General features: G+C 43.3%; 22 protein-coding genes and 1 tRNA gene. 15 read left to right on the forward strand and 8 right to left on the reverse strand.

The genetic code is table 11. The annotated features are described in order from the left end of the window. Nucleotides 1–9: 9 nt before the first annotated feature. The 7 genes from ACZ449_RS04550 (at nt 10) to ACZ449_RS04580 (ending at nt 5,585) form a co-directional block, all read left to right on the forward strand. Nucleotides 10–1,266, forward strand: a complete 1,257-nt coding sequence (locus tag ACZ449_RS04550) for a glutamate-5-semialdehyde dehydrogenase (protein ID WP_464259880.1) — start codon at nt 10–12, stop codon at nt 1,264–1,266. A gap of 237 nt (nt 1,267–1,503) precedes the next feature. Further along, on the forward strand, nt 1,504–2,118 hold the full coding sequence (gene nadD / locus ACZ449_RS04555) for a nicotinate-nucleotide adenylyltransferase (RefSeq protein ID WP_464259881.1): 615 nt from the start codon (nt 1,504–1,506) through the stop codon (nt 2,116–2,118). A gap of 122 nt (nt 2,119–2,240) precedes the next feature. Further along, nucleotides 2,241–2,492, forward strand: coding sequence for an RNA recognition motif domain-containing protein (locus tag ACZ449_RS04560; RefSeq protein WP_464259882.1), 252 nt, complete (start codon nt 2,241–2,243; stop codon nt 2,490–2,492). A 136-nt stretch (nt 2,493–2,628) separates the two neighbouring features. Beyond that, entirely contained in the window at nt 2,629–3,198 is a 570-nt protein-coding gene (gene yqeK / locus ACZ449_RS04565; RefSeq protein WP_464259883.1) for a bis(5'-nucleosyl)-tetraphosphatase (symmetrical) YqeK, read from the forward strand. 42 nt (nt 3,199–3,240) lie between these two features. After that, complete coding sequence (locus ACZ449_RS04570; protein WP_464259884.1) at nt 3,241–4,230, forward strand: LCP family protein; 990 nt, start codon at nt 3,241–3,243, stop codon at nt 4,228–4,230. 114 nt (nt 4,231–4,344) lie between these two features. Next, complete coding sequence (gene rsfS / locus ACZ449_RS04575) at nt 4,345–4,695, forward strand: ribosome silencing factor (RefSeq protein ID WP_464261808.1); 351 nt, start codon at nt 4,345–4,347, stop codon at nt 4,693–4,695. A gap of 8 nt (nt 4,696–4,703) precedes the next feature. Then, entirely contained in the window at nt 4,704–5,585 is an 882-nt protein-coding gene (locus ACZ449_RS04580; protein WP_464259885.1) for a CvfB family protein, read from the forward strand. Between the two features lie 19 nt (nt 5,586–5,604). Here the strand turns inward: ACZ449_RS04580 and ACZ449_RS04585 are convergent, their stop codons facing one another. The 6 genes from ACZ449_RS04585 to ACZ449_RS04610 all read right to left on the reverse strand — a co-directional run bounded on the left by ACZ449_RS04585 (nt 5,605) and on the right by ACZ449_RS04610 (nt 8,828). Beyond that, nucleotides 5,605–5,739, reverse strand: a complete 135-nt coding sequence (locus tag ACZ449_RS04585) for a hypothetical protein (protein WP_464259886.1) — start codon at nt 5,737–5,739, stop codon at nt 5,605–5,607. A 61-nt stretch (nt 5,740–5,800) separates the two neighbouring features. Then, nucleotides 5,801–5,965, reverse strand: a complete 165-nt coding sequence (locus tag ACZ449_RS04590) for a hypothetical protein (RefSeq protein ID WP_464259887.1) — start codon at nt 5,963–5,965, stop codon at nt 5,801–5,803. Between the two features lie 165 nt (nt 5,966–6,130). After that, a complete protein-coding gene (locus tag ACZ449_RS04595) occupies nt 6,131–7,540 on the reverse strand; it encodes a hemolysin family protein (protein WP_464259888.1) in 1,410 nt (469 codons plus the stop codon). Beyond that, entirely contained in the window at nt 7,537–7,866 is a 330-nt protein-coding gene (locus ACZ449_RS04600; RefSeq protein WP_464259889.1) for a YnfA family protein, read from the reverse strand. The genes ACZ449_RS04595 and ACZ449_RS04600 overlap by 4 nt, the downstream gene beginning before the upstream one ends. Nucleotides 7,867–7,923: 57 nt before the next feature. Continuing rightward, complete coding sequence (locus ACZ449_RS04605) at nt 7,924–8,511, reverse strand: YqaA family protein (RefSeq protein ID WP_464259890.1); 588 nt, start codon at nt 8,509–8,511, stop codon at nt 7,924–7,926. A 241-nt stretch (nt 8,512–8,752) separates the two neighbouring features. Next, nucleotides 8,753–8,828 (reverse strand) — tRNA-Ala (locus tag ACZ449_RS04610). Between the two features lie 138 nt (nt 8,829–8,966). Here ACZ449_RS04610 and ACZ449_RS04615 point away from each other — a divergent pair. The 4 genes from ACZ449_RS04615 to ACZ449_RS04630 all read left to right on the forward strand — a co-directional run bounded on the left by ACZ449_RS04615 (nt 8,967) and on the right by ACZ449_RS04630 (nt 13,219). Next, nucleotides 8,967–10,160, forward strand: a complete 1,194-nt coding sequence (locus ACZ449_RS04615; RefSeq protein ID WP_464259891.1) for a metal-dependent hydrolase family protein — start codon at nt 8,967–8,969, stop codon at nt 10,158–10,160. 43 nt (nt 10,161–10,203) lie between these two features. Beyond that, a complete protein-coding gene (locus tag ACZ449_RS04620) occupies nt 10,204–11,067 on the forward strand; it encodes an AAA family ATPase (RefSeq protein WP_464259892.1) in 864 nt (287 codons plus the stop codon). Further along, on the forward strand, nt 11,064–12,440 hold the full coding sequence (locus ACZ449_RS04625) for a VWA domain-containing protein (RefSeq protein ID WP_464259893.1): 1,377 nt from the start codon (nt 11,064–11,066) through the stop codon (nt 12,438–12,440). The genes ACZ449_RS04620 and ACZ449_RS04625 overlap by 4 nt, the downstream gene beginning before the upstream one ends. Nucleotides 12,441–12,538: 98 nt before the next feature. After that, nucleotides 12,539–13,219: a TerC family protein gene (locus tag ACZ449_RS04630; RefSeq protein WP_464259894.1), complete on the forward strand. Its 681-nt coding sequence runs from the start codon at nt 12,539–12,541 to the stop codon at nt 13,217–13,219. A 2-nt stretch (nt 13,220–13,221) separates the two neighbouring features. Here the strand turns inward: ACZ449_RS04630 and ACZ449_RS04635 are convergent, their stop codons facing one another. Together ACZ449_RS04635 and ACZ449_RS04640 are read right to left on the reverse strand one after the other, a co-directional pair. Then, nucleotides 13,222–14,121 (reverse strand): hypothetical protein, encoded by a 900-nt coding sequence (locus tag ACZ449_RS04635; protein ID WP_464259895.1) that lies wholly within the window; start codon nt 14,119–14,121, stop codon nt 13,222–13,224. 10 nt (nt 14,122–14,131) lie between these two features. After that, the gene (locus ACZ449_RS04640; RefSeq protein WP_464259896.1) at nt 14,132–15,079 is read right to left on the reverse strand and encodes a metal-dependent hydrolase; all 948 of its coding nucleotides are present in this window, start codon (nt 15,077–15,079) and stop codon (nt 14,132–14,134) included. Between the two features lie 468 nt (nt 15,080–15,547). On the opposite strand from ACZ449_RS04640, the gene ACZ449_RS04645 reads away from it, so the two are divergent. From ACZ449_RS04645 to ACZ449_RS04660, 4 genes are all read left to right on the forward strand, one after another. Further along, nucleotides 15,548–16,225 (forward strand): TerC family protein, encoded by a 678-nt coding sequence (locus ACZ449_RS04645; RefSeq protein WP_464259897.1) that lies wholly within the window; start codon nt 15,548–15,550, stop codon nt 16,223–16,225. A 438-nt stretch (nt 16,226–16,663) separates the two neighbouring features. Then, nucleotides 16,664–18,694, forward strand: a complete 2,031-nt coding sequence (hyfB, locus tag ACZ449_RS04650; protein WP_464259898.1) for a hydrogenase 4 subunit B — start codon at nt 16,664–16,666, stop codon at nt 18,692–18,694. A 5-nt stretch (nt 18,695–18,699) separates the two neighbouring features. Beyond that, nucleotides 18,700–19,587: a respiratory chain complex I subunit 1 family protein gene (locus ACZ449_RS04655; RefSeq protein WP_464259899.1), complete on the forward strand. Its 888-nt coding sequence runs from the start codon at nt 18,700–18,702 to the stop codon at nt 19,585–19,587. 15 nt (nt 19,588–19,602) lie between these two features. Next, nucleotides 19,603–20,229 carry an NADH-quinone oxidoreductase subunit K gene (locus ACZ449_RS04660; RefSeq protein ID WP_464259900.1) on the forward strand — a complete coding sequence of 209 codons (627 nt, stop codon included), beginning with the start codon at nt 19,603–19,605 and terminating at the stop codon, nt 20,227–20,229.

Consider the following 20,229-nt stretch of genomic DNA (forward strand, 5'->3'; position numbering starts at 1 on the left):
AGCTGATGCATGGATTACATAACTGAATTAACGGAAAAAGGCAAGGCAGCAAAACATGCAGCTCGCAAACTGGCGAGTCTGTCAACTGCTCAGAAAAATCAAGCGTTAATCGCCATGGCAACTGCTTTAGAAACAAAGCAAGGGATTATTGTTGCTGCTAATGCCAAAGACATAAATAGAGCGCAAGCAAATGGCATGCCGAAGCCACTTATGGATCGCTTGCTATTAAATGAAACCAGAATAAAAACTATGGCCGAAGGCCTGCGGCAGATTGCAACACTGCCAGATCCCATTGGCGAGGCTATTGCTGGCTGGCTACGCCCTAATGGACTTGCTATTACCAAAATGCGTGTACCGCTAGGCGTTATCGGTATTATCTACGAAGCCCGTCCGAATGTTACAGTTGATGCTGCAGGACTGTGTTTAAAGGCCGGGAATGCCGTTATTTTACGTGGTGGTTCTGAGGCTATCGATTCTAATATGGCCATTGCCAAAATTATTGCCGAGGCAGCGTATGCTGCTGGTGTGCCAGCAGGCGCTATTGCGCTTGTGGAGACTACCGACAGGCAGGCGGTTACTGCTATGCTAAAGTTAAATCACTATCTAGACGTCATCATTCCCCGTGGCGGGGCGGGGCTGATCAGGACGGTTGTGGAAAATAGTACAGTGCCGGTCATTGAAACAGGTACTGGTGTTTGCCATACTTTTGTCGATGCAACTGCTGATCTTTCTATGGCACAGGATATCGCCTTTAATGCCAAGGTTTCGCGACCAGGGGTGTGTAATGCCATGGAAACATTACTGGTTCACGAGGCCGTGGCTGAACAGTTTTTACCTACTATGCTGGAACGTTATCACCAAGCCGGTGTTGTGATCAGAGGGTGCGGGCAAACCATGAAATACCACTCGGCCGTTACATTGGCTACAGACGAAGATTGGGCAGCGGAATTTCTTGATCTCATTCTGGCAGTGCGGGTGGTAAACAGTTTAGAGGCGGCTATTGAACATATTGCCACCTACAGCACCCGTCATTCGGAGGCCATTGTTACCTGTGACTACGAACATGCCAGGCGTTTCCAGCAGGAAGTGGATGCGGCGGCCGTCTATGTTAATGCATCAACACGTTTTACTGATGGCTTTGAGTTTGGGTTTGGCGCTGAGATTGGTATTAGTACGCAAAAACTTCACGCTCGTGGCCCGATGGGTTTGCCTGAACTTACTAGTATTAAATACGTTATAAATGGTAATGGACAAATACGAAATTAATATGAACATGGGGAAACTATGGGGTTATTATTATGCTATGTACAATTATTTGCGGACACCAAAAGGTCGCCATGATGCTATGGATTACACACGCGCGGCAGTCATAATTGTGGGAATTGCTGTACTGCTCATAGGGGCAATACAGTGGTGGCAAAGCATGTAGCTCTTTTCATAGAGACAAGTATTTGCTATAATAAAAATGATTAGAAATTTTTGGATATTTGAAAGGCAGATAGTATGTTACATGCAAAAGCTAAGATAGGTATTATGGGCGGGACATTTGATCCTATTCATGTCGGCCATTTGGTAACAGCTGAAGCTGTCCGTATTGAGTATAATCTTGATAAAGTTTTATTTATACCTGCCAGCAACCCGCCCCATAAACAGGACTCGATGGTTACGCCTGCAATTCATCGTTATATCATGACCATTATGGCTACCTATTCCAATCGCCATTTTTTTGTATCTGGCATTGAACTTGAACGTTCGGGCTTGTCATATACAATTGATACGGTTAAGGCCTTAATTGATTGTTATGGAGCTAGTACGGAGTTGTATTTCATTACTGGTGCTGATGCTGTGAAGGATTTGCCTAGTTGGCAGGAAATTGATCAGCTTTTGGATTTATGTTATTTTGTAGCTGCTGCCCGCCCTGGTTGTATCAGTTATATTGACCAGGTAATAAAACAATTTGGTGCTAAAGGCCGGCGAAGTATTCAGCGATTGGCGACGCCGGAACTGGAAATATCATCAACAGATATTCGTGAACGGGTAAGGAAGGGTCGCTCAATTAAATATATTGTGCCGGAAAGTGTGGAAGATTATATTTATAAAGAAGGATTGTACCGCTAACCACATGCTAATGTGCCAGATAAAGGTAGTACTAGTCAAGCATAAATCCTGGTTTTTTGCAGATAATGTTAACGTAAAACTTATTCTGTTTTAAGTATCCTGAGTAACGGAGGTGATTTCCTTTGGCAAAAACGCTTTATGTTGGTAATCTACCATGGAGTGCTACAGACACCACTCTGGCAGATGTTTTTCGTCCGCATGGTGATGTAATTTCGAGCAGAATTATTACAGACAAAGAAACAGGACGGTCTCGTGGATTTGGGTTTGTAGAAGTAGAAGATGGTGACGCAGATAAAATGGTTGAGGTCATGAATGGTGCCCAAGTTGAGGGGCGGCAGATTGTTGTTAATGAAGCTAAACCGCGGCAAGGTTGATTTTTAAGATAGATTAGTTTGGAGATTAGACTTGTGTACGAGTATTCACCTCCTGTTTATAGGAGGTTTTTTATTTCTGTAAAAGAGGATATTTGCAGGAATCTGCCGAATTTTAGTACTCAGGTGGTGTAAAATCATGGAATATAATCAAGTGTTAGATAAGCTGTCACAGGTTTTGCCGGCTAAACGGTTTCAACATTCTTTAGGAGTTAGCCAGAGCGCAGCTGAACTTGCCACTCAGTTCGGCGAAAATGTAGAGAAAGCTAAGTTGACGGGGCTCTTGCATGATTGTGCCCGGGGATTATCCAGCAATAAACTATTGCAAATGGCCGAGACCTTTGCTATAGTGGTGAATGATGTCGAACGCTGCCAGCCGGTACTTTTGCATGCGCCTTTAGGTGCGTTGCTGGCCAGAACAGAATATGGCATTGATGATTCGCAAATCTGTAAAGCTATCGCGCTTCATACTACTGGTGGGCGTGATATGTCACTACTGGAAAAAATTATATATTTGGCGGACTGTATAGAGCCAAGCCGGAATTTTTCCGGCCTAGACAAGCTGCGCAGTTTAGCTTTTACTGATTTAGACGCGGCGATGCTGGTCGCCTTTGATCAATCCCTTCACTATGTTATTGAGCTGGGTTTGCTTATACATCCGGCCACTATTGAAGGCCGTAATTATTTATTGCAAAAGCAAAGCATGTAAATTTTGTGAAGGGTGTTGTCTTTAGGGAGAGGAGATGATGCCATGAAGAATGTGCGCGATAATGCCGGAAAACGACGGCGCAGAATTCGTTGGGACAGAATTTTTATTCTATTAGTAATGCTGTTAATTGCGGTAGTGGCATTAGCGGGAGCTACCGTTTATGCCTACCTTAATATGGTTCGTCCGCCTGCTGTGCAGGTTGTCAAGTCCAAAGAGCGTCCGCCAGAGACGCTGACGAACAGAGTTAATATTCTATTATTAGGTGTTGATGACACAGACAAGGAGCTCCCTGGTGATACAGCAAGACGTTCTGATACTATGATGGTTGCAAGTATAAGCCCTGAGAATGGTACAATTAATTTATTGTCCTTACCGCGGGATACCAAGGTTACTATTCCGGGGCGTAAGGGCTATGATAAAATTAATCATGCCTATGCCTACGGCGGGGTTCAGCTTGCCCAAAGAACAGTGGAGCAGTTTTTGCAAATTCCGATTAATTATTATGTAGTCATTAACTGGCAAGCATTTATTAAAGTAATTGATACCCTAGGTGGTGTCGACCTTTACGTTGAACATGATATGAATTATCAAGACCCTTATGCAGAACTTGATATTGATATTACTAAAGGCTATCAGCATTTGGATGGCAAAAAAGCTGGACAATATGTACGGTTTCGTAGTGATGAGCTTGGTGACATTGGCCGGGTCCAACGCCAGCAGCGCTTTCTAAAAGCATTAGCTAAAGAGACGATGCAAGTAAGCACTATCTTTAAGATGCCGGCGCTAGTGAATACGCTTGATCAGTATGTCGAAACAGATATGTCGGCAATGACTATGATAAAAGTCGGTAATAGCCTCAAGAGCTTTGACTCAAATAATTTAACGTCAGAGATGCTGCCAGGAGATTTTGCGACAATTGATGGGTTAAGCTATTGGCTTCCTGATAAGGAACAGACACAACAGCTAGTCCAAACCATGTTTTTGTCTGAAGTGGCAGGAGGGTCTAAAAAGAATACTGTCTCTGCCAGATAAAGCAGGATTAGGTTTTACCCTGCTTTGCAGGAATCGTACCGATAAAGTCCGAATAAAATAATTTCGGAAAGAAAAAGCTATACTGAAGAGTTTCCAGGAGGTATTTGTTAATTGATGATTGATAATGACAGCAAGTTAGCGGAACTAATGGCCAAAGCCGCCAGTGACAAAAAGGCGCATGATATTATTATTATGGATTTGGTGGGTATTTCACCAGTGACTGACTACTTTGTTATCTGCAGTGCCAATTCGACTACGCAGGTTCAGGCAATTGCCGATAATATGGAAGAACAGCTTGCATCACAAGGCGTTAAGTTGCTTCATAGAGAAGGCTACCGGGAAGCACGGTGGGTTCTCTTGGATTATGGTAATTGTGTAGCCCACATTTTTGTAGAAGAAGATCGCCAATTCTATAACCTTGAGCGTCTATGGGGCGATGCCAAACAAGTGTCTTATCAAGGATAGGTGTAATAATGGATAATATTAAGCATAACTACAGACCTGGTGATGTAGTAGAGCTCACTGCTGTCCGGAAAAGTGAGTTGGGAGTTTTTTTAGATGTTGGCACAGGCAATACCAGTGACGATATATTATTGCATAAGGCTCAGCAAACCGAAGAAATTACTGTTGGACAAGCAGTTAGGGTGTACCTTTATAAAGATCCTAAGGGCAGGTTAACTGCCAGCATGCATTTGCCACAAATGCAAGAAGGACAAGTAGCAAGAGTAGAGGTTATTAATACAACTCGTGATGGTACCTTTGTTAATATTGGTGCTGAGCGAGGAGTCTTTATGCCTCATGCTGGTCGGCGAGGTCTGCCAAAGGTTGGCGAAAAGGTGTGGGTCAAACTGTATCGTGACAAGTCTGACCGTCCGGCTGTTACTATGGAAGTTGAGGATGAACTGAGGCAGGCATCCCGCCCAGCTGAGGATATTAAAGTCGGCGCTACTGTCACCGGCTCGGTTTATAACTACACCGATCAAGGTGCCTTTATTTTTACTAAAGAGCGCTTTATTGCTTTTTTGCATAATGACGAAATGCTTGAACGTCCTCGTGTTGGGGCTGAGCTTACTGCCCGGGTTACCTATTTGCGCGATGACGGTCGGCTAAATGTATCCATGAGGCCTATCAAGGAAACTGCAATGGATGTTGATGCTGAAAAAATACTTGAGGTACTTCGCACTAGAGGTGGTCAGATGCCGTACAGTGATGCATCTCCACCGGAAATCATCAAGGAAAAGTTTAACATTAGTAAAGCTGCTTTTAAACGCGCTATGGGACGGTTGCTCAAAGATCAGCTTGTTGAACAGAAAGAAGGCTGGACATATTTAAAGAATAACGAAGGTGGCACTTAAGCCACCTTCGTTATTCTTTTTATGTCGGGAGAGAGTTTTTGCAGGGCATATGCTTCTTCTCTGCAGTCGTGTTCGTATTTTTGGCATTTGACATAGCCGCTGTTGTTTTATTATTTTTAGCAGTACTTGAGTTTAATTGATCTTTTGCATTCATAAAACAATCCCTCCTTAAAATTTGAGTTGTGTGGATAAGCTACAGCTTATCTTCGGGGCGGTCAGCCGTCAGTGGTGGTGAGTTCTTGGGCTGATTGGGCAGACGGCTGCTGGAGGTCATCTGCCGAGATAGTATCCTTATTTACGGGGGTTGACTTGGTGGTACCTGCTTGTGGATCAAAGGCAAAATTTTCGCCTTTGAAGGACTCTGTTTTTTTATTTGTCAAATTGTTCACCTCCATGCTGCTAGTTTTCCCAGACGATGAATTAGCATGAGCGACAATGATTGCTAGCTGTAAGTGTTGCAATGGTTACATGAATATCATTTACAGGAAAAAAACACCAAAACCTTGCTATTTTCTATAGCGGGGTTTTGGTGTTTGGGGATTTACTCACTCAAAGGAATGGTCACCATCTATTGGCGGCAAATTGCGGGTGATGAGTACTTTGTCAACTCGTGCTTTGTCCATATCGACAATCTCAAAAATATAGCCGCTCCATTCAAATTTCTCGGGAGTACTAGGAATATGACCAAGATAGGAAACGATAAATCCTCCGAGCGTCTGAAAGTAACCTCTTTCTTCACCCGGAAAATGATCAACATCCAGTAGCTCCTTGAGTTCTTCTGCTGACAGCATACCGTCCACTAACCATGAGCCATCGCCGCGAGGGATGATATCAGGCTCTGCATCTTCGCCGAGATAGGGCATATCGCCAACAATGTGCTCAGCAATATCATAAAGGCTAATCAAGCCTGACATGCCGCCATATTCATCAACTACCAATGCAACGTAGATCCCAGTATCTTTAAAGCTTTCCAGAACTTTTAAAGCCGGTGTATTTTTGGGGATAAAAAGCGGTTGACGGGAAGCCTTTTCGAGTTCTAAAGGACGGCCGGGAATATAGTTAGTTAAGACTTGATTGGAATAAATTACACCAACGATGTCATCCAAGCTGCCGCGGGCTACAGGAAAAAACAGATGGTTGGTACTGCGAATAATCCGTAAGTTGTACTGGTCATTATCTTCGAGATCTAACCATTTGATTTGGGTCCGCGGTGTCATAAGTGCCCCTACTCGCATATCGCCAAGAATAAAAATTTTTTCCAGCATTTCCCGCTCGGATTTTTCAAAGACACCATGCTGGGCTCCTTGACCGATCAGTACTCTTACTTCTTCTTCCGTGACTGGTGGTTCGTCTGGTGGTTTGGTGCCCAAAAGCTTCATTACCATAGTAGTAGAAAGACTCAATAGATGAACTAGCGGCCGGTTGAGACGCACAAAGGTCGACATGGGTCTGGCAATAGCCGCTGCAATGGGTTCTGGGTTATTAAGTGCTAATTTTTTTGGCACTAATTCGCCGATTATCAGTGAAAGATAGGTAATGATACCTACGACAATAGCAAGACTAATAGCATTGCTATAGCCCTGCAAAAAAGAAATTTCGTTCAAAAAAGAAGCGAGGTAGTTAGCTATTTTGGCACCACCAAAAGCACCGGTAAGAATTCCAATAAGGGTAATGCCGACTTGTACGGCAGATAACAGCGCTGTTGGCTCTTCAGCCATCTTTAACGCTGCCTGAGCGCCTCTATTACCGGTAGCTGCCATATTCTCCAAACGACTTTTACGGGAAGATACAATAGACATTTCTGTCATGGCAAATAATCCATTTGCAAAAATTAAAAATAAGATAATTATAATTTCGGTGCCGATCGAGCCTGTGTCCAAAATTAAGATAACACTCTCCCTTGAGTAAAAATTTTTATTCGTAATCTTATCATATCCGGTTGTAGTAGTGATCAAACGCGAGGCCAGTACATAATTATCATAACACCTATAAGTGCCACCATACCACCAATGAGATCAAATTTATCAGGAACTACCTTATCAACCCCCCAGCCCCAAAGAATAGATAAAGCAATGAATACTCCGCCATATGCCGCATAGACACGACCAAAACTGGCAGGCTGAAAGGTAGGGATGATTCCATAAATAATGAGTATGACAGCTCCGGTGACGGCGTAGAAGATGCCTTTTCCTTCACGTAACCATAGCCAAATAAGATAACCGCCACCAATTTCACATAAACCGGCTAGAACAAAGTAGAATATTGATTTTATCGTTTCCAAAAGGTAAGTCCTCCATAATAAATTACCCGCTAGCTTTAACAGCAGCGGGTAGCAGATTTATAATTTATTTACTGCAGGTGCCGCTTTTTTGCTCCGCTTCATAGCATAAGCAATGATACTTGCGACTAGTATGACTATAAGTGAAATAATCAGCATATCTGTTTTGTGTTGTGTAAACATTTCAACAGCTTGTGGTCCAAAATAATAAATGAGCACACCTTCCAATAAAAAACGCTTACCACGGCCCAACAGGGAGATACAGAGAAACACAGGCATATTGATTTTTAGTGCGCCGGCCGTGATGCTGACAAATTTATACGGAATGGGTGACAAGGAAGCTAAAAATATGGCCCATAGAGCGTTTTCTTGGACGGTAGTTTGTATTTTGTTCATATATTTGGGAGGGATAAACTTACGAGCCGCCGGAAGGCCAAGTTTCAGCCCGATCATATAACCAATCAAGCCACCGAGAATGGAAACAGCAGTAGCTGCCAAACCGTAATAAATAGCATTGTGCGGGTTAGCTATTGCCAGCGGTATAAGAAGCAAATCAGGTAATATAGGTGAAATAAAGGACTCTGTGAAAGCAGCAAGTAAGAGACCTGTAAAACCCCATTCTAAAAGTACGGACAGCAGTGCTTCCATTGATGTGTTTCCCTTCTGTTAGATTGTCATTATTACAATAAAGTATACGATATCAATAGTTTATCTTACCTGCAGCACTTCAGTCAAGAAGTAATACAACAGGAAGGTGCATAGTATATTCCGCAGTAAAGAAGTTTGCAGGCGCAGGTAGGTGATGCAAAAATCTTTAACACGTTGTATATAGAAAGCGAAGCAAAATAAAAGCCTGCGAGATAGAAACCTCGTAAGCTTTTATTTGCTTTGGTGGAGATAAGCGGGATCGAACCGCTGACCTCTTGAATGCCATTCAAGCGCTCTCCCAGCTGAGCTATACCCCCAGATATAATTACATATAAATTATACTTAGGCAGCAACATAATGTCAAGAATTTTTACTTAAGTCAAACCATTATGGCAGGTACTTAAGCATATTATGCAGAATACCTTGAGATTAGTGTGAGGAAGAAGGAAGCAACTATGCATTTATTTAAAATTGGCTTGTTAATTGACGGGACAGGCCTTACGCCGCAAGAGTCATGTTATTTGGCGGTTGAAAATGGGTATATTGCTGGTATTGGCCAAGCGGATGATTTTGCAGCCGAGCAAGTGGCAGCAGCTGCTGATTATTCGCAGTACACCGTTATGCCCGGGCTTATTGACCCCCATGTGCATTTGTTTTTAGAAGGAATTTCTGATATGAAATCCCGTACATTACGGTGGAAAGAAGATAAAGAGACAACACTGCTCAGGGCCGTTAACAACCTGACCAGAACTATTCGCCAAGGGGTAACTACTGTCCGGGATCTAGGTGGTCCTTTTGGCATTAATGCATTTTTAAAAAAAGCAGTCAAGCAAGGTATTGTAAGCGGGCCACGCGTTCTTACTGCTAGGCAGGCCATTTCCATCACTGGGGGACACTTTCATTATGCGGGTGGTCGGGAAGCTGATGGCCCTGAAGAAGTGGTTAAAGCTGTGCGCGAGCAGGTCAGAGGTGGTGCTGACTGTGTCAAAATCATGATGACAGGCTGTGTTAATTTTGTTCGTCAAGATGCAGGTGTTGTTGAACTATCACTACCGGAAGCCCAGGCAGCTGTCATGGAAGCACGCCACCTGAAAAAGATGGTAGCAGTACATGCCAACGGTGTAGATGGCGTACGCCAGGCTCTGACTGTTGGTGTCAGTACGCTTGAACATGGAGCGCTTATTGATGAAGCCACAACTGATGCCATTACTGACAGCGGGGTATATTGGATACCCACATTAGTCCCGTTTGAACGTATGTTGAAGTATGGTCAGACCCATGAGACCAGAACACTACCGGCGAGGGGGATTGAGACTGTTTACCGGCAACATCAGACTATGGTACAAAGAGCGTATCAGGCGGGAGCTAAGATTGTTGCTGGGACCGATGCCGGAGCATTAGGTGTTGGACATGGCGATATATGGCGGGAGCTTGCTTTATTGGTGGATTGCGGTTTGCCGGTTGCTGCCGCGCTGCATGCTGCTACTGGCCTTGCGGCTCAGGCATTGGGGATGGAGCAGGAGATAGGGATAGTGGCTGCAGGCAAACGGGCAGATTTGCTGGTGCTGTCAGGTAACCCATTACGAGATATTAACTATATAAAAAAAGTAGTAACAGTATTCAAAGATGGGAAGGTGTATCTTCCATGAGTGAGTTTAGCAGCCACAGAAACAAAGTAACGGAGTTGGTAATATGATAGAGGCAATTGAAGAGCTTAAGGCTCAGCTTGGCCAAAATGGATATCTTACTGATGATAGCTTAGCTGCCGCTTTGTATTTAGCGGAGAACCTGGAAAAGCCACTGTTATTAGAAGGGCCAGCCGGTGTTGGTAAAACGGAATTGGCGAAAGCATGGTCGCGCCTTCGTAAGCGGCGGCTTATTCGGTTGCAATGCTATGAAGGCCTTGATGAGAGTAAAGCACTATATGAATGGAACTACCAAAAACAGTTATTATATATCCAAATTGCAGCATTGACGGAAAAAGGTTGGGAGACAGGACGTAAACAAATTTTTGACCAGGAATTCTTGCTAAAACGTCCGCTGCTATCGGCGCTTACTAGTTCGGAGCCTGTGGTACTTTTGATTGATGAGATTGATAAAAGCGATCAGGAATTTGAAAGTTTCTTGTTAGAGGCGTTATCTGATTGGCAGGTTACGATTCCTGAACTGGGTACGATAAGCGCGGTTACCCGGCCCTATGTTGTCTTGACCTCCAATAGTACTAGAGAACTTGGTGATGCTTTGCGTCGCCGGTGTTTGCATTTTAATATTGATTATCCTGAATTTGAACGGGAGTTGGCGATTGTTGAACTGAATGCACCAGACATTGACCGTAAGTTTGCTAGTCAGCTTGTTGAATTTGTTCAAAATATACGTAAACAGGCACTCAAAAAACCCCCTAGTGTTACCGAAACGATTGACTGGGTGGCATCCATGACACTGCTTGGCAGTGAGCTAACTACAGATACAGTTCGTGCTACACTTAGTGCCTTGCTTAAATATACTAAAGACCGTGATCTTGTCAACGATAAACTGCCATTTTTATTAAAGCCATGAAACAAGTAATTGTTGATTTTGTTCGGCTGTTGCGCCAAGCAGGGCTAACGGTAACAACAATGGAAGCAGTGGATGCGTTAACGGCAGCCGAGCTTACCTGTTTTGATCCCGCTTTACTGCGGGGGGTATTGGAAACCACCCTTGTGAAAAGCACTTGGGAGCGCCCGGTTTTTACTGCTCTATTTGAACTATATTTTGATCTTGCGCCAGTGAATCAGGCAACACAAGCTAAGTCTCAACCAGAAGTACTCACGATTAAGGGGGCTACTGCTGATGGTAGTGGTCGCAGTTCGTCTGGTGCTGGCGGTGATGCCGAGGGCTTGCTAGAAACTATCAATAATCAACCAGCAGCCATATTGGAAGAATTGGCAAGGCAATTTACGGCAGATATACCGCTTGGTAGTGCCGAGCCGGCGGAAATTTCGCAAAAGCTACGTCAAGCCCAAGTAAATTTACGATGGTTTGAGGCTGTCAACAAGGTTGAACGTCAATATGCGACTGGACAAATGAAGGAGGCGGCCTTGCAAAAATGGCAAAAGACATTTGCCCAGTTAGAAGCGCTCCTGCGGCGCGAATTGGAGCGTAAGGCTGTCAAACAGTTTGGCCGTCAGCATATTCTCAAACTGGTAGAATATGCAAACATTCGCCGCCGGGAATTTGATTGCCTGGCAGCGGCAGAAATAGTAGCTGTTGAACAAGAAATTGGTAAATTAGCCAAAAAACTGGCAGAGAGACCGGGAATTCGCTTGCGGCGGGCTAAACGGGGTAAGGTCGATATTCGCCGAACTTTTCAGGAAGTAATACGTACAGGTGGTTGCCCATTACACTTGAAATACCGGGACAAAATAAAAAGTAAGGTAGACTTATGGCTGTTATGTGATGTTTCCAATTCTGTTGAACGGTTTAGCCGTTTTATGCTGCAACTGGTGCAGGCAGCGCAGCGGCGTTACGCTAACATCAGATCCTTTGTTTTTATTGATGAAGCAGTAGAAGTAACTGATTGGTTTAAAAGTCAAGATGTTAACGCCTTTTTGCAGGCTAGGCATCTTCGAGACCGGTTCAATCGCCGCGTAGGACTATCACGCTATGACTTGGTTTTTGAACAAATAGCTCGTTATGAGCTTGCGGCCATTGGTGGTCGGACAAAGCTGATTATTTTAGGCGATGGACGTAACAACTGGCATCCGGGTGGCGCTGATGAGTTGGCTAAGATTGCTGAACAGGCGCAGTCCATTTATTGGCTTAACCCGCTACCGGAAACTGAATGGCTTGAGGGCGATTGTCTCATGAAAGAATACCAGCCATATTGTCAACAAGTATTTGAATGTCGCAATTTAGAACAACTAACAGAGGTAGCCAACCGTATTTTGTGAATATACGGTTGGCTATTTTTGTTAGGAACAATTTATTGAAAAAGCGGCAATACTAACATTGCAATAAATGACTGACACACAGTAGGGGAGTGATTTTTGTGGAGTGGATAGTAGCGCTAATGAGTATTATAACGGTCAACATGCTTTTAAGCGGCGATAATGCGTTAGTGATTGCTTTAGCCAGTCGTAATCTACCACCTGATCAGCAAAATAAGGCTATGATCTGGGGTGGGGCAGGAGCTATTGGGTTACGAATTATTCTCACTTTTGTCGCCATTGTATTGTTGAAGATTCCTTACTTACAGCTAATTGGTGGTTTAGCCCTGCTGTGGATTGCAGTTAAGCTTTTGGCAGGTGAAGAAGAAAACCATGAGCTACAAGCGAATAGTAATTTATGGGGGGCTATTAAGACAATAATTGTTGCTGATGTAGTTATGAGTGTTGATAATGTACTTGCCATTGCCGGCGTAGCCAAAGGGGATATTACATTATTGGTTATTGGTTTGGGGATTAGCATTCCGATTATTATTTGGGGTAGCAAACTAATTAATATGCTAATGGAACGTTGGCCAATCATAATCACGATTGGTGCGGCTTTTCTGGGCTGGACTGGCGGTGAGATGGCAACTGCCGATCAAAAAATTGAGCCTTTGTTGGCGCCATATCCCTGGATGCATTGGGCTATACCAATAGCTTTTGCCGTTATTGTTGTCCTTATTGGTTCGCGGCTTTCTAAAAACAAGCAGTCAGGTAACAAGGAGCCACAAAACAACCTATAAAGTTAAAAACTAAAATCTCCTCCCATGTACCAACCTTGCTGTACTTTAGTAGCTTTAGCCCAGGTTATTTGTTCGCTGGTATTTTCTGAACCAGTAAATAAATTATATTGTTGATAACGATAGCCCAATGTAAGTGAATTATCACGGTGGTTTGTCACATTATAACGCAGACCAATTTTCCCATCTATCATTTGGCCAGTACCTAAATGCCGAAAATTCAGGTCGCGCAAATTCCACCAACCACGGCCTTGTACCAAGGTAAGGGGTGAATAAGAAAGGCTGCCAACTAGCGTTAGTTTTGGTGCTAGTTGTTTAGTTGTAGCTAAGCCCATATGTGGTCCATGATAAACAAGCGAGTAAGTCGAATTCAGATTAGGCAGGGAGATATTTGCATTATCGTCGTAATCCAGAATAGAATAGTGACCTTGAGTCATAACATAGTGGCTGTTAGAATATCCATAGCCATAAAAAAAATCAGTATTGTTACCAATCGTGTGTTTGAAATCAAGATTTATTATAGTACTATTACCGCCTGTCTCAAAAACACCATAATGCCATAATTTTTCTGATTGCGAGTAATCCCAATCAGAATCAGTGCCTGTTCCTGATGTAAAGGTCCCCAATATTCCTACTTCTAAATTTATTTTATGGGTAGGAGAAAGGGGCTTTTCATAATTGATAGTCGCATAATTACCTGATTGAGGATAATAGAGTTCGGAAGTGCCGCTAGCGGTTTTCCCATCAATAGTTGATAGCCCCCCATAGCCTGGAAAAGTAATACGCCATATTTGTGAACCGCTGGCCTGCCAATTGTTAAGCGATAAGGTAGCTGCTGCTGCTGGCTGGGACAAGATAAGTGTCGTCAACATTAGAGCAAATACTAAGCCTGCGAATTTAAGCACAATGCCACTCCTAACAAGGTATTTTTATTATTCGTCCAGATGTCTTAATATAAGAGTCACAAGGATGTTGGTCGCAGTCAAAAATAATTGTGGCACTATGAAGAAAGTCTTGATTAAGGAAATAACGTAAATCATATATGTGCACAAGCTTGCCAGCATGTTCTGTATCTTGATTTTCGGTGAAATAGCTAAATGGTGTAAAGGATGAAAAAAATTCACCTAAAACAGTATTATGGGCTTCTTGAGCAGCAGGAGATAATATTTGTTTAGCAAATTTGGTGTGAATTGTCAAAGACTGTTGCCAGGAACCTAGTTGGCCGACATAATACTGGTCTTTGGTTTCAACGACAAAATCCCAGAAAAATAGGCTTTTGAGTGAGGGCATAACCAGCAGGCGGGTAAGAGCATAGGAAGCAAAATATTGGTTGAGCCGCAGGGTGGCATGTCGCTTGAGTAAGTACCGTAGACCAATATATAGGCTGATTGATATAAAAAATAGCAACGAAGTTTCGCGGGCAGGTAATTGCTGCATAAACACTGTAAGCATGATGGTTAACAGGAAAGGATCAAATACATTTAACAAGCTAAAGCTTTTGCGTTCTCTGCTAAACGGCCATAAAACAGCGGCACCATGGGCATTAAAAAAATCCAGAATACTATGTGACAGCCCGCCCAAAAGAGCCCAAATGAATATTTCAGTACAGGCTGCCCCAGGATAAAACAATAAAAAGCTGGCGGCAATCAAACTTGACCATAGGGCAAGGCCGGGGAGGGAATGAGAGAAAGCCCGGTGTTGTCTGAGTAAGGCAAAATTACCGCGGACTATGGCGATGATATCAAAATCAGGTGCTTGCGCACCGATTACACTAGCTAAGTAAATTGGATCAGTAAGGCTTAGCGGATGGCCAGATAATCCAGCAACGGCAACGCCAAGCAAAGCATGAGATACAGCGTCCATAGAAAGTAGGACCTCCTTAACCTAGGTGACATAAATAATAAAAAACACTCGCTAATTATATCACAACTTATAGGAAGGTCGTCTAATGGTAATTGGTGGACAAAATTATAGTGATTAGTCTAATTTCAGATAAATTATATTGACTTCGATAAAAGTTTATATTATCATAAGTGCAGTACGTAGCAAGTAAAATTGAATACCCTAAAGGGGAGTAACTGGCAGGCACAGTCAACAATACTGTACATAGTGCATGGTTGTGTCGTTGGATCAGTCCAATAGTGAGACCTTTAGTATATTACTCCAATATATACTATAGTAAGGTCTTGTTGTTATATTTAAAGAAGACCTTACCGTTGCTGACGGCTAAGGTCTTTGTTTATTTTGTGGTGGGGGTGGGCACTAAGATTGCATAATGCGACGTAAGAACTAGGATACCATATAAATAATATAGTTTAGGGGGTATGTTTGATGGACATGGAATTATGGATTGCGTTAGGCAGTATTACGCTGATTAATTTAATACTGAGTGGGGATAATGCTGTTGTCATAGCTTTGGCTAGTAGAAATTTGCCTGCTGAGCAGCGGCAAAAAGCTGTAATATGGGGTAGTGCTGGCGCTGTAATTTTGAGAATTCTTCTTACACTGGTTGCTGCATATTTGCTTAAAATCCCATATGTGCAATTTTTGGGTGGCCTTGCTTTGGTATATATTGCAGTGAATTTGCTGGGAGATAAGCATGAAGAAGTAGCCTGTGATGGTGCAGGAAACTTCTGGGAAGCAATTAAAGTTATTATTTTTGCTGACTTGATCATGAGCCTTGACAATGTATTGGCAATTGCTGGCGTTGCTGATGGACATTTTGGTTTGTTAGTATTTGGCTTGGTCTTGAGTGTACCGCTAGTGGTATTTGGTAGTCAGATGTTAATGAAACTTATGGATAAGTTCCCTATTATTATTTGGGCGGGTTCAGCTATTCTTGCTTGGACGGCTGCTAAAATGATGGTTGCTGATGAGAAGCTTGGCGTATGGTTCGAGCCATACGCACTTATGCTTGAGATTGGGGTTACAGTAGCTGTTCTGTCTATCGGTTATTGGCAGAAAAAGCGGGGAGAACAAGCTGGCAATAAGGAGACACACGGGGCGTAAGCTGTTGTTTTTCTTAATGTATCAGAATTTATAGTTTTGGGAGTCGCGAAGGCCTTATAAAATAAGGGGTGTCAAGTACAAAACCCGGCCCCCCCGTAACTCCCCGGCCTTTGCCGGAAAAAGCGTTCCGCAGGAGAAAAACCGGGCGGTATTCCGTAAAGAAATCCGTACTGTTTGAGCGTAGCGAGTTTACGGATTTTAGGAATATCGTCCGGCTTTTCAGCTTTTGGAGGCTTAGGACTAGACCTTTTGTTACTTTGGGGGCAATGCCAAAAGTAAAACACCTCTTCTTGTATTCTACGTTATTTTTGTGTTGGTATTACATACAGTCAATTTCATAAAAACATGTAAAAAGTATATTTAATGTCGTACGCAGTATAATAATGTGGTATAATAGCGAAATGCTACCTATTTACCAATATGCCGGAGGCGAGCGATTTGATTGTTGAGTTATTATTATATTTTTTGATGATTTTCTTTATTGTAGGTGTAGTAGCACCATTTTTCACTAGTAAAAATAAAATAGTTAATTATGTTGCACATGGAATGGCAGCGCTAGGATGTTTGGCGGCCATACTATGTGCAATTATTATTTTTAACAGTGGGAAGATTGAATTAATTACGCCATGGGTTATGTTTGCCGAGCCCGTCTATATCCGCTTGGATTATTTGGCGGCTTATTTTTTGCTGATAATTGGAGTGGCAGGGTGCGCGGCCAGTGTTTACGCTATCGGTTACAGCAAAGAATACCTTGAGGATGGCTGCCGTTACCGAGTAATGGCGTCACTGTATAACGCCTTTTTACTATCCATGATTTTAGTAGTAAGTGTGAGCCATGTAGCTGCGTTTGTTATTGTATGGGAAATTATGGCGCTGACTTCTTTTCTCTTGGTTAATTATGAACATACAAAAAATGAAGTTAGCAAGGCAGCCTTTATTTATATTGTTATGACTCACGTAGGAACAGCTTTTATCATTACAGCTTTTTTCCTGTTGGCCAGTAAGGCAGGTAGTTTGGACTTTTTTCATTTAATACAAACGGCAGGCAGTCTTGATACCTGGACCAGAAATGCTGTTTTTTTATGTGCGCTTATTGGTTTTGGCGCTAAAGCTGGCATTATTCCCTTGCATATCTGGCTGCCGCGGGCTCATCCGGCAGCGCCTAGCCATGTGTCAGCACTCATGTCAGGAGTCATGATTAAAACAGCTATCTACGGGTTATGCCGATTTTATCTTGAATTTTTGGGAACAGGGCCGGTATGGTGGGGGGCGGTTATCCTCATATTGGCTATTGTCTCATCGGTATTGGGCGTGTTGTATGCACTAATGGAGCAGGATGTAAAACGCTTACTGGCTTATTCGAGCGTAGAAAATATTGGTATCATTCTCTTGGGGATGGGCGCAGGTCTGGTATTTTCAGCAAAGGGACAGGGGGGGCTGGCTGCTCTGGCCTGGGTGGCGGCACTGTATCATGTACTCAATCACGCCATATTTAAGTCGCTGCTTTTTATGGGAGCAGGGGCGGTGCTCCAGTCAACTCACACCAAAAATATTGAGCAGTTGGGTGGACTTATCAGAAAGATGCCTTATACTGCAGTCTGGTTTTTGGCGGGAGCAGCTGCTATTTCCGCTCTGCCCCCTTTGAACGGTTTTGTTAGTGAATGGATGACTTTTCAGGCTTTATTTTACCTGCCACAGAGTATGACTGGGGCTTTGGGTAAGGTGTTTAGTGCGTTTTTATTAGCTTTGCTAGGTCTTACAGGAGCACTTGCGGCGGCCTGTTTTATCAAGGCATTTGGTATCATTTTTTTGGCAAAACCGCGGAGTGTTCAGGCAGAGCAGGCTAGGGAAGCCAATAAACCCATGCTTGTTTCTATGGCAGCACTTTCTGGGTTATGTTTGCTTCTTGGTTTATGGCCTGAACCTGTGATTCAAATGCTTAAGCAAGTCTTGTCAGGCATAGCCGGCGTTGATCCAGCGCAAGTCTTTGCTGGAACTACCTGGCAGGCAGCCGAAGTTCATGCAGGCGTAGCTAATGGCAGTCTACAAATGCCTATGGTGGCAGTGCTGCTGCTGTTAGGAGTAATGGTTGCTGGGATATTATACAGATTATATGGAAGAGAGCAGCTGCGACAAGGGGAAACTTGGACTTGCGGTATTGTGCCGACTTCCAGGATGGAATATACGGCTACTGGTTTTTCCAAACCGATTAGGTTGGCGTTTAAAGCCATATTGCGGCCACAGCATGAAACAGTTGCCGACTTGACTCCCAATCGTTACTTTGGCCGGAGGCTAAGCTATCATATGAGTATTGTCGATATATTTAGTGCTATTTATCGACCAATTAATACTGGAATTATTCATGCAGCGCAATTTATGAAGGCCATTCAGGCAGGCAGTGTTCAGCTTTATATCGGATATATCACAGCAATTACAGTGATAGCTCTTATTTTGAGTACTGGGTGGTGAGCAATATGGAACAAATGACTACAATATTAATTTCACTGGGTTATGCTATGGCGCTTGTGTTGGCAGCGCCATTAGTTTCTGGAATTATCAAGGTTAGCAAAACACGGTTGCAAAACCGTCGGGGGCCAAGCTTATTTCAGGTGTATTATGACTTATTTAAGTTATTGCAGAAAGATAGTGTGGTATCTCCCACTACCTCATGGGTATTCACCTGCGCACCGTATATTTATTTTGCCGGAGCTTTTGGCGCAGCAGCGCTGCTAATGTCAGGCGATTTGTTTGCGCTTTTATATCTTTTGGCGGCCGGTCGCTTTTTTCTGGCACTGGCTTCGCTTGATGCCGGTAGCACTTTTGGCGGTATGGGCGGTTCACGCGAGCTGTATATTAGTGTATTAGTAGAACCAGTGTTATTAGTAACGCTGCTTACGGTGGCAGCAAGGGCTGGTTCGACAAAGTTGGCAGCTATGTCAGCAGCAGCTGCTAGTACGCCATTTTCATTGCCGTACATTTTTGCTGCGGTTGCTTTCTTAATTATATTAGTGGCTGAAACAGGACGAATTCCAGTAGATAATCCGGATACACATTTGGAATTAACTATGATCCACGAGGCTATGGTGCTTGAATATTCGGGACGCCGACTAGGCTTGATTTTTTTAGCAGCAGCTAGCAAACAATTGGTTTTTATTCTGCTATTTACGGTATTATTTTTGCCCTGGCAGTCAGGCGGTTTATCGCCGGTAATGGTGCTTTTTTGGCTTGTTGTTAAAGTTGTACTTACAGCAGTTGTTTTGGCAGTCATAGAGACAAGTACCAATAAAATGCGATTGTTTAAAGTACCGGGATTTATGGGGTTGGCTGGCATGTTGGCGCTTCTGGCGTTAGTGGCGCAGTAAGAAGGGGGTGCAGCTATGAATCTGCTTATTATCATTTTGTTGTTTTTGGCACTTTTATTGAGTCGGGTAACCAGCCTTAAAACGGCTGTAAATATCCTGCTGATTCAGTCGGCTTTAGTGGCCTTGGCGTGTGCTTTTGTTGCTGCTGAAACTAGCGAGATGCATACCTATATTGCAGCGGCTCTTACACTTGTTATTAAAGCCGGGCTTATTCCCTACGCCCTTTTTCGCATTGTAAGGATGCTGCGCCGGGAACGGGAAGTTAATCCAATTATAAGTCCGAACTATTCTGTTATGGCGGCAGGTATTATGATTGTTTTGGCCTATGGACTGATTGACAGGGCGCTTCCGGGAATTGTTAGTCGAGATGCGCTGGCCGCGGCAGTAGCCATGATGTTAATCGGTTTAACAATGATTATGACCCGGCGGCAGGCAGTACTCCAAATTGTCGGTTTGATAACTATGGAGAACGGTCTATATTTGGTTGGCCTTTCGGTAACTAAAGGCTTGCCGCTGATTATTGAACTTGGTGTATTTTTGGATGTGTTAGTGGCGGTAGTGGTGCTGGTTATTTTGACTTATCGGCTCAAACGCTCTCATATGTCGACAGATACCAGTATGTTAAAAAAATTAAAGGGATGA

Source organism: Desulfosporomusa polytropa (genome assembly GCF_055380075.1).

What these genes read in the sequence shown, in the direction of transcription:
- ACZ449_RS04585 (WP_464259886.1), bottom strand. Translation starts at nt 5,739, where the DNA reads ATGAATGCAAAAGATCAATTAAACTCAAGTACTGCTAAAAATAATAAA.
- ACZ449_RS04645 (WP_464259897.1), top strand. Translation starts at nt 15,548, where the DNA reads ATGGACATGGAATTATGGATTGCGTTAGGCAGTATTACGCTGATTAAT.
- ACZ449_RS04580 (WP_464259885.1), top strand. Translation starts at nt 4,704, where the DNA reads ATGGATAATATTAAGCATAACTACAGACCTGGTGATGTAGTAGAGCTC.
- ACZ449_RS04640 (WP_464259896.1), bottom strand. Translation starts at nt 15,079, where the DNA reads ATGGACGCTGTATCTCATGCTTTGCTTGGCGTTGCCGTTGCTGGATTA.
- ACZ449_RS04625 (WP_464259893.1), top strand. Translation starts at nt 11,064, where the DNA reads ATGAAACAAGTAATTGTTGATTTTGTTCGGCTGTTGCGCCAAGCAGGG.
- yqeK (WP_464259883.1), top strand. Translation starts at nt 2,629, where the DNA reads ATGGAATATAATCAAGTGTTAGATAAGCTGTCACAGGTTTTGCCGGCT.
- ACZ449_RS04620 (WP_464259892.1), top strand. Translation starts at nt 10,204, where the DNA reads ATGATAGAGGCAATTGAAGAGCTTAAGGCTCAGCTTGGCCAAAATGGA.
- ACZ449_RS04660 (WP_464259900.1), top strand. Translation starts at nt 19,603, where the DNA reads ATGAATCTGCTTATTATCATTTTGTTGTTTTTGGCACTTTTATTGAGT.
- nadD (WP_464259881.1), top strand. Translation starts at nt 1,504, where the DNA reads ATGTTACATGCAAAAGCTAAGATAGGTATTATGGGCGGGACATTTGAT.
- ACZ449_RS04615 (WP_464259891.1), top strand. Translation starts at nt 8,967, where the DNA reads ATGCATTTATTTAAAATTGGCTTGTTAATTGACGGGACAGGCCTTACG.
- ACZ449_RS04605 (WP_464259890.1), bottom strand. Translation starts at nt 8,511, where the DNA reads ATGGAAGCACTGCTGTCCGTACTTTTAGAATGGGGTTTTACAGGTCTC.
- ACZ449_RS04655 (WP_464259899.1), top strand. Translation starts at nt 18,700, where the DNA reads ATGGAACAAATGACTACAATATTAATTTCACTGGGTTATGCTATGGCG.
- ACZ449_RS04570 (WP_464259884.1), top strand. Translation starts at nt 3,241, where the DNA reads ATGAAGAATGTGCGCGATAATGCCGGAAAACGACGGCGCAGAATTCGT.
- ACZ449_RS04550 (WP_464259880.1), top strand. Translation starts at nt 10, where the DNA reads ATGGATTACATAACTGAATTAACGGAAAAAGGCAAGGCAGCAAAACAT.
- rsfS (WP_464261808.1), top strand. Translation starts at nt 4,345, where the DNA reads ATGATTGATAATGACAGCAAGTTAGCGGAACTAATGGCCAAAGCCGCC.